Annotated in this window: 13 protein-coding genes; 3 read left to right on the top strand and 10 right to left on the bottom strand. The window is 36.5% G+C overall.

Translation table 11 applies throughout. The features are described from left to right. Window positions 1-8: 8 nt before the first annotated feature. The 7 genes from ALGA_RS06205 to ALGA_RS06175 all read right to left on the bottom strand — a co-directional run bounded on the left by ALGA_RS06205 (window position 9) and on the right by ALGA_RS06175 (window position 7,905). Window positions 9-455, bottom strand: a complete 447-nt coding sequence (locus tag ALGA_RS06205) for a FixH family protein (RefSeq protein WP_096428504.1) — start codon at window positions 453-455, stop codon at window positions 9-11. Window positions 456-584: 129 nt separating this feature from the next. Next, window positions 585-1,985 (bottom strand): cytochrome c oxidase accessory protein CcoG, encoded by a 1,401-nt coding sequence (ccoG, locus tag ALGA_RS06200; RefSeq protein WP_096428503.1) that lies wholly within the window; start codon window positions 1,983-1,985, stop codon window positions 585-587. Window positions 1,986-2,065: 80 nt separating this feature from the next. After that, window positions 2,066-2,632, bottom strand: a complete 567-nt coding sequence (locus ALGA_RS06195) for a cbb3-type cytochrome c oxidase N-terminal domain-containing protein (RefSeq protein ID WP_096428502.1) — start codon at window positions 2,630-2,632, stop codon at window positions 2,066-2,068. 22 nt (window positions 2,633-2,654) lie between these two features. Then, on the bottom strand, window positions 2,655-2,855 hold the full coding sequence (locus ALGA_RS06190; RefSeq protein ID WP_096428501.1) for a cbb3-type cytochrome oxidase subunit 3: 201 nt from the start codon (window positions 2,853-2,855) through the stop codon (window positions 2,655-2,657). Between the two features lie 209 nt (window positions 2,856-3,064). Beyond that, the gene (ccoN, locus tag ALGA_RS06185) at window positions 3,065-5,194 is read right to left on the bottom strand and encodes a cytochrome-c oxidase, cbb3-type subunit I (RefSeq protein WP_096428500.1); all 2,130 of its coding nucleotides are present in this window, start codon (window positions 5,192-5,194) and stop codon (window positions 3,065-3,067) included. 4 nt (window positions 5,195-5,198) lie between these two features. Further along, complete coding sequence (gene ccoS / locus ALGA_RS06180; RefSeq protein WP_096428499.1) at window positions 5,199-5,411, bottom strand: cbb3-type cytochrome oxidase assembly protein CcoS; 213 nt, start codon at window positions 5,409-5,411, stop codon at window positions 5,199-5,201. A 7-nt stretch (window positions 5,412-5,418) separates the two neighbouring features. Continuing rightward, window positions 5,419-7,905: a heavy metal translocating P-type ATPase gene (locus ALGA_RS06175; protein ID WP_096428498.1), complete on the bottom strand. Its 2,487-nt coding sequence runs from the start codon at window positions 7,903-7,905 to the stop codon at window positions 5,419-5,421. A 32-nt stretch (window positions 7,906-7,937) separates the two neighbouring features. Between ALGA_RS06175 and ALGA_RS23450 the strand changes: the two genes are divergently transcribed. Next, a complete protein-coding gene (locus ALGA_RS23450) occupies window positions 7,938-8,069 on the top strand; it encodes a hypothetical protein (protein WP_262496458.1) in 132 nt (43 codons plus the stop codon). Window positions 8,070-8,072: 3 nt separating this feature from the next. Here the strand turns inward: ALGA_RS23450 and ALGA_RS06170 are convergent, their stop codons facing one another. From ALGA_RS06170 to ALGA_RS06160, 3 genes are all read right to left on the bottom strand, one after another. Beyond that, entirely contained in the window at window positions 8,073-8,993 is a 921-nt protein-coding gene (locus ALGA_RS06170; protein WP_096428497.1) for a c-type cytochrome, read from the bottom strand. Between the two features lie 12 nt (window positions 8,994-9,005). Continuing rightward, window positions 9,006-10,346, bottom strand: coding sequence for an NrfD/PsrC family molybdoenzyme membrane anchor subunit (nrfD, locus tag ALGA_RS06165; protein WP_096428496.1), 1,341 nt, complete (start codon window positions 10,344-10,346; stop codon window positions 9,006-9,008). A gap of 68 nt (window positions 10,347-10,414) precedes the next feature. Further along, window positions 10,415-11,350 carry a 4Fe-4S dicluster domain-containing protein gene (locus ALGA_RS06160; protein ID WP_096428495.1) on the bottom strand — a complete coding sequence of 312 codons (936 nt, stop codon included), beginning with the start codon at window positions 11,348-11,350 and terminating at the stop codon, window positions 10,415-10,417. Between the two features lie 652 nt (window positions 11,351-12,002). On the opposite strand from ALGA_RS06160, the gene ALGA_RS06155 reads away from it, so the two are divergent. Continuing rightward, entirely contained in the window at window positions 12,003-12,362 is a 360-nt protein-coding gene (locus ALGA_RS06155) for a two-component regulator propeller domain-containing protein (RefSeq protein WP_162845393.1), read from the top strand. Window positions 12,363-12,471: 109 nt separating this feature from the next. Next, a complete protein-coding gene (locus tag ALGA_RS06150; RefSeq protein WP_231706069.1) occupies window positions 12,472-13,560 on the top strand; it encodes a chorismate mutase in 1,089 nt (362 codons plus the stop codon). Window positions 13,561-13,751 lie beyond the last annotated feature (191 nt).

The following is a 13,751-nucleotide window of genomic DNA, read 5'->3' as shown; positions in this document are numbered from 1 at the left end:
GAGGTATTTTATTTATTGAGATAAATAGCCTCTTCTTTATAATATCCAATGCCATCGTGTTCCCAATCTATTTTAATCTTATACATTCCCTTTAATAACTGATCGGTATTTAATTCCTGGAAACCGGTTTCATCAATTTCAATAGCACATTTAATATCTGATTGATAATTCGAAGGCCGATAAAAAATGATTTCACCTTTTACCTGATTGTGCATTTTAGCTGGGAATTGAATTTGAAGCTTACCATTTTCCTGGATAATTTGAACATCTTCTTTCAGTTGCTTTGCATTCTTAATCTTATCAATTTGTTTCTGATATTCTACCTCTTTAGGATAGTAATCTTTAGAAACCAGGTTGATCTGCTGTGTTGTACTAAAGCCAACAAATGCAAGAATTCCGATAACATATATCGAAGCTCCTATTCCAAGCTTTGTGCCCCAACTCATTTTTTTCATTTTTATCCTTTTTAATATTTGATGCTCCTGTCGATTTGTAATCTACAGGTTTTGAGTTTCAGGATTTGTAATTCCGTTTTAAGGAATTGAAAATTCCGAATATTCACTGTTCACTGCTAATTGTTCTTCTTAGTTCGGTCCAACGAAAGTCAGCTTAACTTCTTCTATTAATCGTTCCCCGGAATATACGCCAATGGTAATTGGAATGTTGTCGCTTGTAATTTCTTTAGGAGGAAGAATGGCAAAGAACACACCTTCTTTTATCGAACTGGCTACAGCATTCATTTCTTTCCCAATAATCAGGATATCTCCTTCGTGATTCATGATTTTAAAATGAATAGGAATATCAACAGAAGTTTTATTAACGACTTTGAAGTTGTACATATTACTAATTTTGCCATTATCCTGATCTTGATACATCAAACCAGGAGCTCGTAATATGATTGCTTCTAAATCACTTCGGGAAGCAAAAAGTGCTGCAACAATTCCCAATAAAATGCAAAGAACGACTGTGTATGCAATCTTACGGGCCGGCCATTTTTGTTTTTTGCCTTCGGCTATATTTTTTTCAGAATCGAATCGAATTAAGCCTTTCGGTTTTCCGACCCATTCCATAACAGAATTGCATTCATCTATGCAGGCAGTACAGTTGATGCATTCCAATTGAGTGCCATCACGAACATCAATCCCCGTAGGACAAACATTAACACATTGATAACAGTCAATACAATCTCCTTTGCCATCTTCTTTTCGATCTTCACCAGCCTCAAGGGGAGCTCTTTCTTCCCCTCGTTTGTAGTCGTAAGCAACAACAATCGAATTGGAATCTAATAGTACACCTTGCAGTCGTCCGTAAGGGCAAATCATCGAGCATACTTGCTCGCGCAATTTGGTGAAAACAAAGAACATAACGACTGAAAATAAAACCGACACAGTAAATCCAACACTGTGTTCAGAGATCGGAGCTTTCATTATTTCCAATAGCTGATCAATGCCAATGATATAAGATAAAAAGGCATTGGTAATTAAAAAGCATATTGTGTAAAACAGAATTAGTTTTAGACTTTTCTTCCAAAACTTTTCGAAATTCATTGATTGGGAATTTAACTTACGTTGTTGGCTTGGATTTCCTTCAATTAAGTACTCAATTCTTCTGAAAATAAATTCTAAAAACACAGTTTGCGGACAAGTCCAACCACACCATATTCGCCCATAGCTAACAGTAAACAGTACCACAAATACAAAAAGTGTAATCATGGAATACAGAAAGAGATGAAAATCCTGAGGCCAAAATTGAACCCCAAACAAAATAAATTTACGCTCCAGAATATTCAATAATAAAAATGGCTCACCATTTAGCTTTACAAACGGAATTGCAAAGAGCAGAAACAGCAGGGTATAGCTAACGAGATTCCGATAGTTGTATAATTTTCCTTTTGGTTTTTGTGCGTATACCCATCTGCGATTTCCCGACTCACTTAGAGTAGCAAGTTGGTCGCGATAGCCAGTATATGGATTTTTTGGCGCCATTATTGTTTTATTTATGAATTGGTTATAAGCTCCAAGTTGAATTACTCGAAGCTTGTAACTAATAGCTTGAAGCTTACATATTATTCTGCCAATTCACCTTGAGCCTCTTTTCCGTTTGCCGGATTTGTTCCTTGCAAGCTCAAAGTATAGCTGGTAACTTGAAGCATCTGTTCAGGCGATAATTGGTTTTGCCAGGCTAACATACCCTTCATAGGTTTTCCTATTTTAATGATTTGGTAAACATCTTTAAGACTGCCACCATTCAACCAATATTTGTCGGTAAGGTTTGGTCCAATTGCATTTCCTTCACCTACAGTTCCATGGCAGGCAATGCAGTTTTTGTCGTAAATGGCTTTTCCTTTTCCAAGATTTCCTGCATCTGTCATTAGAACAAGTGCGTTTTCATCAAAGGAAGCCTTCGGTTTATTAGCTTCGGCAAGAGCCATTTCTTTATTGTATTCATCTATTTGTAAATCGTCACCAAACACATGATAACGAAACATGTATACTGCTGAAAAAATGATTGTGATATAGAATAAGTAACGCCACCATGTTGGCATTGGGTTGTTTAATTCTCTAATTCCATCATAATCATGATCGCTCATTAGATGCTCGTTTTCTTCTAAGAATTTATCTTTTTTCTCCATTTTATCTCGATTTTGGGCCAATTTATTCTTTTGCTTCCGATGATGGATTTACACCATCCTCGTCAAGGGCATAACTTTCCATTTTTGTAAAGAATTCTTTGTTGCTTTTTCTAAAAACCCACCAAAGCATTCCTATAAAAAACAGGAAGAAAATCAGTAAAGAGATGCTTGGGAAAAATCCTACATCTGCAATTCCCTGTAAATAATGACTAACTATTTTCATCTGTTTATATTTTTTATTTTATGGTCAGATAGCCTGTCCCGATTTATCGGGAGAACTTTCTATGAGTAAATAATCATTCTCGTATGTGAGTTAATAATTATTTAATCATTGACGTTCCATATTTATTCGTTTTAGATGAGAGATATGAGAAGTGAGATAAAATAATTATAAGAGTATTTTTCTCAATTCTCATATTTTAAATCTCATATCTAGTTTCCAACTGAAATATCCCGACCCAAACGTTGCAAATAGGCAATTATAGCGAGTATTTCTTTGTCACTTGCTACTTCAACACCTGAATTTTTAAGATCGGCAGCAATTTCCTCTGCTTGTTTTTGTAAATCATCATTTGCAAGCTGATCGTAACCTGGCGCATAAGGAACACCTAAGGTAGTCATCGCTCGAATTTTTGCAGGAGTCGATGAAATATCCAACTTATCTTTTATCAGCCAAGGATATTTTGGCATGATGGATTGAGCATTCATTTTTTGTGGATCCAACATGTGGTTATAGTGCCAAACATTAGTCTTGTACATTTTTCCACCAGGAACCCCCTCGCGAGCCAAATCGGGTCCGGTACGTTTCGATCCCCACAAGTGTGGATGATTGTAAACTGATTCCCCAGCTTTGGAATACTCACCATATCGTTCTGTTTCCGAACGGAATGGTCGAACCATTTGAGAGTGACAAGTGTTACAGCCTTCGCGGATATAGATGTCCCGCCCCTGTAACTCCAGAGGAGTGTATGGTTTTACGCTCTCGATTGTCGGAATATTTGATTTGATTAAATAAGTAGGAATAATTTCGAATGCACCACCAATTAAGATCGCAACAGTAGCTAAAATCATAAATTGAATAGGCTTTCTTTCTAACCAACGGTGTAAACCTTCGCTTTGACCACGTTTTGTGTCGGTAACAATCGCAGGAGCCGAAGCTTCTTCATTATCTACACATTTACCTGATGCTGCAGTTTTCAATAGATTGTAAACCATTAAGAATAATCCGGAGAAATAAAGAAGTCCGCCAAACACCCTTGCATGATACATAGGTAAAATCTGTGTGAGAGTCTCTAAGAAATTAGGATAAGCCAGTAATCCATCGGGAGTAAATTCTTTCCACATTAAGGTTTGAACAATAGCTCCCCAGTATAAAGGAAGAGCATAAAAAATCATTCCTAATGTGCCAATCCAGAAGTGTGCATTGGCTAATTTTTCTGAATACAATTTTGTATTCCACATTTTTGGGAATAGGTAGTACAACATTCCGAATGTTAGGAATCCATTCCAGCCCATTGCGCCAATGTGAACGTGAGCAATTGTCCAGTCGGTATAGTGAGTTAATGAGTTTACCCATTTAAGAGCCATCATTGGTCCCTCGAAAGTGGACATACCGTAACAGGTTACTGCTACAACCATAAATTTTAAGGTTGCGCTATCGCGAACTTTATCCCAGGCGCCACGAAGTGTTAGCAACCCGTTAAACATACCTCCCCACGATGGAGCAAGAAGCATAATTGAGAAAACAACACCCAATGATTGTGCCCAATCTGGTAAAGCAGTATAAAGTAAGTGATGAGGACCAGCCCAGATATATAGGAATATTAATGCCCAGAAGTGAATGATCGATAAGCGATACGAATATATGGGACGATTAGCAGCTTTAGGTAAGAAATAGTACATCAATCCTAAATATGGAGTGGTCAGAAAGAAGGCAACCGCATTGTGTCCGTACCACCATTGTACCAAGGCATCCTGAACACCTGCGTAAACCGGATAAGATTGAATCCAACTATATGGCAAGGCAATAGAATTACCAATATGAAGAACGGCAACGGTAACAAAAGTGGCTATATAGAACCAAATGGCCACATACAAGTGATCGGCTCTTCTTCTTAAAATGGTACCAAACATGTTCCAACCAAAAACAACCCAAATTATAGTCAGAGCAATATCGATTGGCCATTCCAGCTCAGCGTATTCTTTACTTGTTGTGATCCCTAAAACAAAGGTTACTGCAGCCGAAACGATAATGGCTTGCCAACCCCAAAAATGGATCCAACTCAGTCTGTCATTAAACATTCTGGCTTTAAGCAAGCGCTGAAGAGAATAATATACTGCGGTAAATATTCCATTCCCTACAAATGCGAAAATTACCGCATTGGTATGAACTGGACGAATTCTACCAAAAGAAGTGTAGGCGAAGTTGAAATTGAAAATCGGGAATGCCAATTGTAAGGCTGCCAAAAGCCCTACCGACATTCCAACTACTCCCCAAATAATGGTTGCGTAGGCGAAAAATTTCACGATTTTGTTATCGTACGAAAAATGTTGTGTTTCCATTAAATTAAGATTTATGGTTTTTCTTAGTTGTTTCCTTTTCTATTTGTTGTTCTTTTTCTTTTTTTTGTGCTTCTTTTTCCTGATCGTCGAATAAAATCCGAACAGATGGAGAATAAGTATCATCATATTGTCCTTTTTTCACAGCCCAAAGAAATGCGATCAGAAATCCTCCGGCCACGAGCATGCTAGCACCAATTAAAACGAACAATACACTCATTTTCTATTTAATTTAGTTGAACCGGTTTTCTCGATGAAGAGATTGTTTTAGCAAACTCTACTACTGATTCGTTATTTGATTTATTGTTAGTCTCTTTTGATCTTGCAATATAATTGGTTGTAAAAGTTGCAAATGCCACTACCGAAATGGAACTAATTGGCATCAACAATGCTGCAACAATTGGAGATAATACACCTTGTACTGCGAAATACAAGCCAAATAAATTGTAAAGAAAAGAGAGTACAAAACTTAGTTTTACGACTAAAACACTTTTCCTTGATATTTTTAGGAAGTACTTTAATTGTTGAAATTTTGAAGCTTCCAGAATGGCATCGCAAGCAGGTGAAAAATGGTAAATGTCATCTGCTATTGAAATTCCTACATCACTTGTTTTTAAAGCGCCGGCATCATTTAATCCATCACCAATCATCAGAACACGCTTATTTTCTTTCTTTAAATTATTGATGTATTCTAATTTATCGTTTGGCGACTGATTGAAGCGAATAATTGATTTGCTAGGAAATATCTGCTTCAAGTTTTCCATCTCCGAATCATTGTCTCCCGAAAGAACGTGCAAATCATACTTGAGTGCTAATCCATTTATGAGTTCCGATAAACCAGATCTGTATTGATTACTCAACGCGAAATGTCCTTTGATTTTTCCATCTACCGAAAGGTAAACTTCTGTATTTAGCGAACTGGTTTCGGTATTCCCCTCATGAATAAATTTAGCGGAGCCCAGTTTGATTTTTCGGCCATTAATTGTGCCTGAAATTCCCATTGAAGGCAATTCTTTATAGTCTACAACGGTTTCAGGTGGAATGCTTTTGTAATACTCATACAAGGTGGAACTTAGCGTATGTGTAGAATGTCTTGTTAACGATTTTACTGCGATTTTATCAGTATCACTTAATGCATCTCCATGAAAATTAACTTTTACTTCGTCGGCTTGTGTTATCGTTCCGGTTTTGTCAAACACAATGCTTGTAATTGAATTCAATTTTTCAACTACGTCGGAGCTTTTTAGATAGATGCCCATTCTTCCCATTAATCGCATGGTATTTCCTAAAGCGAACGGAGCTGAAAGAGCCAAAGCGCAAGGGCAGGCAACAATTAAAACTGATGTGAAAGCAAAAAGTGCTTTTGTAGAATCATTCAACAACCAATAAATACCAGCAAACATTCCAATGGCAATAATCGCTATGGTGAAATATTTACTAATTTGATCAATTAATGAGTTAAGCTTGGTGCTTGAAGATTCTGTCCCTTCAAATTGATTCCACAATTGAGTCAATCGACTTTGAATTACATCTTTTTCAATTGTTAATTCAATGGCACTTCCCATTTGCTTACCACCAGCAAAGATATGATCTCCGCTTTCTTTAAATACTGGTTTCGATTCACCGGTTACAAAGCTGTAATCAATTTGGGCTTCTCCCTTAATTAATACACTATCAGCAGGAATCAATTCCTGATTTCGGATTAATATGATATCGCCTTTTTGTAACTTTTCGATTGGAGTGCTTACCTCAATGCCTTTATTCAATTTACTAACCGCAACCGGAAAATAGGAACGGTAATCCCGTTCGAATGAAAGAGCTTGATAGGTTCTGTTCTGATACCATTTTCCAATTAAAAGGAAAAAGATTAATCCGGTAAGGGAATCCATGTAGCCCGAACCAGTTTGTGTAAAAATCTCTATGCTACTTTGAATAAATAGCATCAATATTCCCATTGAAATAGGAACATCAATATTAATGAATTTGTGTTTTATTGCTTTACCGGCAGATAATAGATAATCACTTCCGCTGTAAAAGAAAACAGGTAAAACGAGAAAGAAATTCATCATGCCAAAGAATTCTTTGAAATGAGCTTCCAAATACTCGTGGCCTGGTACATATTCAGGCAGGCTCAAAAGCATGATGTTTCCAAAACAAAATCCAGCAATACCAATTTTATATAGAAGCTTTTTGTTTACACCTTCATTTTGTTTTTCCTGCAGTTTATCCAATGTGATTTCAGGAATATAATGAATTGAAGATAGCAGTTCAGCCAATTCCCGAATGGAAATCTCATCGGAATTGAAAGTAATGGATACTTCCTTTTTAACGAAATTAACCATCGATTTAATAACTCCCTGATTCAAAATACTAAGATGTTCGAGCAACCAAATACAGGAACTACAATGTATGCTTGGGATATAAAAGCTTAGTTTACGGATATTTCCTTCAGAGAATTCATAAAGTTGATCAGCAATTTCATCATCGTCTAAAAAAGCAAATTTCTCCTTGTATTTTCCTGATTCAATCTTAATTCCTGGGTTGGATTCAAAATCGTAATAGGTACAAAGTTCATTTTCGTGCAGAATTTGATATACAGTAGAACAGCCATTGCAACAAAATGGCTTCTCATCCCAAATAACGGGATGTGAACCACAGTCATCGCCGCAGTGCACACAAATGTGTTTTTTTGTTTCTTCCTGTATTTTAGCCATCTTGCAGACCTCTCAGTCTTAAATTATTAGATATGAATAACGATTCAACTCTTATTTACATTGTTGCTGGAATTACAGCTTTACACTTTTTAGTGGGAATGGGATACCTGCTATATAAGTTAGGGCGTTCACCAAAATCAAAGAAAGATGAGGGTGCCAAGTAAACTTTACTCCTCGGTTTTTGCCAACTTAGGTAATTTCATCAGTTGAAAAAGTACAAGGAATATAACACCCCAAATGCTGATTACTCCACCCACATAGCTTAAAACAATCCAAATAGGAGCATTCGCTCTGGTTCCCCACATAGCTCTTTCGTCTAACGGATTTACCGGGTCGGTTGGTAATCCCAGACTAGCAATCCTGTCAACATTCACTTCTCCGTAATAGGCATCATCGGTAACTTTAACTAAAAGATCTACATGTCCTTCACGATCGCCTGGTAAATCTTCTGGAAATTGAACATTAACTTCACCTTTTTCGTTGGTGTATGCATCGTCGCCCGAGATATCTAAATATCCAAAGCTTCTTTTAACTTTTATGCTTAGTTCAATGCCCTGCAAGGCTACGCGATCTCCTTTTTTCGTAAGTCCCGAGAGGTTTGCGATAATTCGTTTATCCTCTTTATTAATGTCCAAAAGAATTCTAACATCGTTTACTTCAGGGTTTATTACTTCAGCAATTTTCTTACTTGCCTTTTTGTTTTGGTCGAAAGATCGCAGATAGGTAATTACCATCCATTTGTCCTCGTCGCTTAAGGTTTTTTCGAAAGTTGGCATTGCTCCATTGCCTTTGTTTACCTTGTAATATATTTCTCCATCAGTCTGTATTAAAAAAGCTTGCGATCCTAAATCGGAAGGAGCAACTGGTTGAAGAGGCAACATGTTTCCTAGGGTAGCATCACCATGACAGGACTTGCAATTAATATTGTAAATCTTTTTACCTGAGCTTATATTTTTAGTGCTGGCCTCGTATGGGTTTTGCTTCTTTTTTGCAGATGCCGGAACCGACCATTCTTCGGCCTTTACAACAGCAGTTGTGAAGGTGAAAACTAGAAATAGGCAGGCAATTATTTTGATAGCATTTTTCATTGTCTTTGTCTTTTAAGCATCAATTTTGTAATCAATTCCATTATTGTCGGCAGTTTCGCAAATTGGTACAATCGGGAAAATTTTAGATAAAACTGTGATAATCAAGAGTGCCAAGGCAAAACTTAAAACAGTTACCGAAATTTCTATTGCGGAAGGATAGTAGTGTACAAAATTATCGGGTACATTCTGAATGGGTAAATGTGGATGAAGTAATGTTGGAATAACAATTACATATCTTTTAATCCAGGCTCCAGCCAAAATGAAAAGTGAAATAATCATTAGCGGTAATGGCTTCCTGAATTTTTTTGTAACCAATAGCATAACTGGAATGATATTTCCTAATAATTGTGAAGACCAGAACATTATGGCCCAATGACCTGTAAACAATTCTTTTAGGTGAATGTCATCTCCGGTTTTCATCTTATAACCCGGAACTAAAAATTCATTCAGGTTAAAGTACAAGTACACCAAACAAACAGCTACCATTAGCTTGCCCATTTTATCAAATTGTAAATCAGTAATATAATCCTGAAGCTTATAACTAACCCGGAAAAAATACATGGCAACGACTAAGGCTGCAGAACCAGCTACAAATGCACCTGCAACGAAATAAGGTCCAAAAATTGTTGTATCCCAGCCGTTACGCAAAGTTGCCGCAAACAGCCAGGAAGTTACTGTGTGAATTGCCAAACCTACCGGAACAATTATTACCATTAATGTTCTAATCATTTTGTGTAAATGCTTGTGCTGACTAGGTGTGTTAATGTAACCAAATGATAGAATATTGTACAGCTTTTTCAGAACAGGAGAAGTTTTCTTCAACTCATTCTTACAGATCGCCAAATCGGGAATCATGGGTAGAATCAGTAGTAAGACACTTATTACCAAGTATGTTGTTACTACGGTTATATCCCAAAGAATTGGAGATTGGAAGCGACCATGGATGAGTACGTTAACGACTCTGTCGGGGCGTCCCATATCCATTATAATTACTAAACCAGCAACTGCAACAAAAGCTACGGCTATTATTTCAGCAATTCTTGATATCGGCGTGATCCATTCTATTCGGAGCAAACCCAGAATCGACGAAATAAGCATTCCAACCAAACTTACGGCAACAAAAAACACAAAGTTGGCAATGTAAAGTCCCCAGGATACGTAATCACGCATACCGGTAACTCCCAATCCATCGCGTAATTGTACGTAGTACGCCCAGGCGCAGACACTAATTACTGTTATTAGGAACGCAATCCAAAGTTCTAATCCTTTGTGGTTTTGCATTGGACGTAGAATGTCTTCTTTGATCTTTTCAAACGAAAGAGTTGTTTCTTTCTGTTTTGGTAAGTCATTCATAAGATTAAATTATTTAGGGCAAATAAAATCTGTTTATTAGTTGTTTTTTGAAAGTGAAATCAATGTTTTCAATGAAGATTTTCTTCATTTAGAAGATCACCATTAAACTCAAAAGCTCTGTTTTTAGGAGGCAGGTAGTAAACGCGAGGTTTCGTTCCTAACTCCGGCAACAGCGTATATCCTGCATTTTCTTCTATCAATTGAGAAAAACGAACGGTTTCGTGAGTCGTTCCGTTTGTAACAGCATCTTCATTTTGATCACCAAAATAGTAAACGCCATTCGGACAGGAAGATACGCAAGAAGGAAGTTTGTTTTCGCGAAGTCTGTCGGCGCTAAACAAACACTTGCTTATGGTACCTTTCTTTTGAGGAACGTTAGCTTCGATATTGTAGGTGAGGTCTTTATATTTTTCAGCATCCTTAGGTTCTGTCCATTGGAAAATACGCGCTGAGTATGGGCAAGCTGCAATACAGAATCTGCAACCAATACATCTTTCATTATCGATCAAAACAATTCCATCCTGACGTTTAAAAGTTGCATCAACAGGGCAAACTTTGGTACAAGGAGGATTATCGCAATGTTGACAAGGTTTTGGCATGAAATAAGGAGCAGTGTGTTCTGCATCCTGCATTTGAAGAACATTAATATGGTGTTGATCGGGTCTTAGCTGGTGATGATTTTGACATGCATCCATACATTTTCTTGCATTTCGACATTTACTAAGATCAATTACCATTACAAAAGATTTTCCAGCAATGCCTTCACGGCCTCTTTTTTGCAATTCAGTAAGAGGTTCGCTTACTGTTGGGCGCAATTGATTTTTATCAACTTGAACAAGTTGTCCATCTTGTGTTAACAGATTTACAGTTTCTCCTGGTTCTTGTGCTACAGCCTTTGCTGCGCCAAGAAGAGAAAATCCACTAACAACACCGGCAGCACCAACGGTAAGTCCAACACTTTTTAGGAACTTTCGTCTGCTGTTGTTTGATGTTTCTTCTTTCATTATGCAATTAGGTTAGTTTTCTGTTTTAGTATATCCATTTTACCGAACGGAAAGAAATTAAAATGAGAATAAAAACACTCTTTTAAATGATTCTAAATAAGCATTTAAGATCATCGGGTTCAGGCCATTTAACCTGTGATTGTTTAATCCTTTTATGTTTCACATACGATTGCGTGGTAACTCAAATATAAATAAATAATTCCATTTTACAGGTCTCTCAAAATGGGCCGGTAATTGACTGATTTTAATGTGTTTCTACTATTGTTAGGAGTAGGTAGTGTTAATGCATTGATTAAGTGGATCTTAATTAATGTAAAGTGGTGGTGGCTGGTGATTTTAGATATTACGTGAAATAAAACACATGAATTAGCAATAAGCAGCTGCATATTATTGGAGACCTTTAAAATCAATGAGTTTGAAGATTATTTGTTTTCTTATTGGTGCATCAACTGGTTGTGAATTAAATATTTATTGATTTTCTATATGACTGTATAAAATATATCTATAGGGATGATGTTTTTCTTATTGCAATTTTTTCACCTATGTTATCTGGAAGATTTTGTCAAACAATTCATTTTAATTCTAAGCTGATGAATTATAGCTGTTTAGTGTAAAATAAATATCTTTAAGTAAATATTGAATGACCCTTGACATGAAAAAAACTTTACTTCTTCTTTTATTAGGTTTTATAAACCTTTTTAGCATTTCAGCTCAGGATAAGTGGATCAATTTGGATTATGCAACAACTAACACTGGGGACAATGGTTTGATTGGTTCTTGGGTTCAAGTTATTTTTGAGGATAGTAAAAATAACTTATGGATAGGAACAGAGTCAGGGATTAGTATAAAGAAAGGTGGAGAATGGAGTTCCTTGACGGAAAAGGACGGACTAGTCGTTAATGAAGTAGGAGATATAGAAGAAGATAGAAATGGATTAATCTGGCTTGCTACAAATGAAAGTATTCTTAAATATGATGGAGTGGATTTTATAAGCTGGATTTTTTCACTTTAATAAGTCACAGATGTTAATTCTCTTTTGTGCATTTCCCGATGTCATTTAAAAGTGTATTTTTGTGGTGATTACTATCAGCTTTGATATTAATCAGCCTTAAAATGAAGATATGAGTGGATTGGAGAATTGTAAACCAATGAATACTTGGTTTAAAAAATTGGATACAAGACCAATAGTGATAAGTGGTCCCTCGATTGTCGAGTCAGAAGAACAATTATTGAATACTGCCAGAGAACTTAAAAAAGTAGATCAGGTTAAAATATTTCGAGCGGGTGTATGGAAGCCGCAAACCGCAACTAAAACTTATGGAGATAGAGGTTTAGATATTTTACAATGGTTGAATCAAGTAAAGCAGGAAACAGGTTTGCTTACAATGGTTGAGGTGGCATCACCAAAGCATGTTGAAATGTGTTTAAGGCATAATGTTGATATTTTATGGATTGGCGCAAGAACGAGCTCCAACCCTTTCTCTGTTCAGGAACTGGCTAGTGCTATGCAGGGAATGAGTGTTCCGGTAATGGTAAAGAATCCAATAAATCCTGATATTAATTTATGGATTGAGGCTTTGGAAACAATTAATAAAGCAGGTATTTCCAGATTAGCTGCTATTCACAGAGGATTTTATCCATTCGAAAAAACAAGACTTCGTAACATTCCTAAATGGGAAATTCCTATCGAATTAAAATCACGATTTCATAATCTTCCTATTATCTGTGATCCCAGTCATATTGCTGGAGCAAACAAATATGTTCAGGAAATGGCGCAAAAGGCAATGGACTTGAATATGGATGGTTTGATGATTGATAGCCATTTTAACACTGCTGATGTGATAAGGGATCAAGACCAATTAACACCTGCGGATTTAGATCTGATAGTAAGGAGTTTGGTTTGCCGACTGCCTTCTGTTGATGATATTACAGAAAACCGACTTGAAAAGTATCGCGACCAAATAGATTCTGTGGATTCTCAGTTGATAGAATTACTTGCACAACGGATGAATATTGTTGAGGGAATTGGCGAATATAAGGCTGAGAAGAATATGACAATTCTTCAACTTCAACGATGGGAAAAGGTACGTGAAAAGGGAGTTGAATTGGGAAAATCCTTAGGGCTGTCAGAACCGTTCCTGACGCAATTATTGCGAATGATTCATAAGGAAGCCATCTTGAAACAAAATGAAGTAATGAATCGAAAATAATTAATCTATTGAAATTATACAATGGATAGGAAAGAGTATAACGAAGGTTGTTCCCTTTTTTTGCGCAGTCAAACCAAATCTCACCTTTGTTTTTTCTTTAAAGCATGCAGAAATAGCCAGGAATAAATAAAACAAAACAATATTTTTAATTATGGTTTATTCTATTAGAGGTTTTTCGCAGTACTGGGCTA

The sequence above is a fragment of the Labilibaculum antarcticum genome, from assembly GCF_002356295.1.
In the GTDB taxonomy this organism is placed as follows: domain Bacteria; phylum Bacteroidota; class Bacteroidia; order Bacteroidales; family Marinifilaceae; genus Labilibaculum; species Labilibaculum antarcticum.
The sequence above is the reverse complement of the archived record's forward strand: the minus strand, read 5'-3'. Positions and strand labels throughout refer to the sequence as shown.

What these genes read in the sequence shown, in the direction of transcription:
- ALGA_RS06205 (WP_096428504.1), bottom strand. Translation starts at nt 455, where the DNA reads ATGAAAAAAATGAGTTGGGGCACAAAGCTTGGAATAGGAGCTTCGATA.
- ccoG (WP_096428503.1), bottom strand. Translation starts at nt 1,985, where the DNA reads ATGGCGCCAAAAAATCCATATACTGGCTATCGCGACCAACTTGCTACT.
- ALGA_RS06195 (WP_096428502.1), bottom strand. Translation starts at nt 2,632, where the DNA reads ATGGAGAAAAAAGATAAATTCTTAGAAGAAAACGAGCATCTAATGAGC.
- ALGA_RS06190 (WP_096428501.1), bottom strand. Translation starts at nt 2,855, where the DNA reads ATGAAAATAGTTAGTCATTATTTACAGGGAATTGCAGATGTAGGATTT.
- ccoN (WP_096428500.1), bottom strand. Translation starts at nt 5,194, where the DNA reads ATGGAAACACAACATTTTTCGTACGATAACAAAATCGTGAAATTTTTC.
- ccoS (WP_096428499.1), bottom strand. Translation starts at nt 5,411, where the DNA reads ATGAGTGTATTGTTCGTTTTAATTGGTGCTAGCATGCTCGTGGCCGGA.
- ALGA_RS06175 (WP_096428498.1), bottom strand. Translation starts at nt 7,905, where the DNA reads ATGGCTAAAATACAGGAAGAAACAAAAAAACACATTTGTGTGCACTGC.
- ALGA_RS23450 (WP_262496458.1), top strand. Translation starts at nt 7,938, where the DNA reads ATGAATAACGATTCAACTCTTATTTACATTGTTGCTGGAATTACAGCT.
- ALGA_RS06170 (WP_096428497.1), bottom strand. Translation starts at nt 8,993, where the DNA reads ATGAAAAATGCTATCAAAATAATTGCCTGCCTATTTCTAGTTTTCACC.
- nrfD (WP_096428496.1), bottom strand. Translation starts at nt 10,346, where the DNA reads ATGAATGACTTACCAAAACAGAAAGAAACAACTCTTTCGTTTGAAAAG.
- ALGA_RS06160 (WP_096428495.1), bottom strand. Translation starts at nt 11,350, where the DNA reads ATGAAAGAAGAAACATCAAACAACAGCAGACGAAAGTTCCTAAAAAGT.
- ALGA_RS06155 (WP_162845393.1), top strand. Translation starts at nt 12,003, where the DNA reads ATGAAAAAAACTTTACTTCTTCTTTTATTAGGTTTTATAAACCTTTTT.
- ALGA_RS06150 (WP_231706069.1), top strand. Translation starts at nt 12,472, where the DNA reads ATGAGTGGATTGGAGAATTGTAAACCAATGAATACTTGGTTTAAAAAA.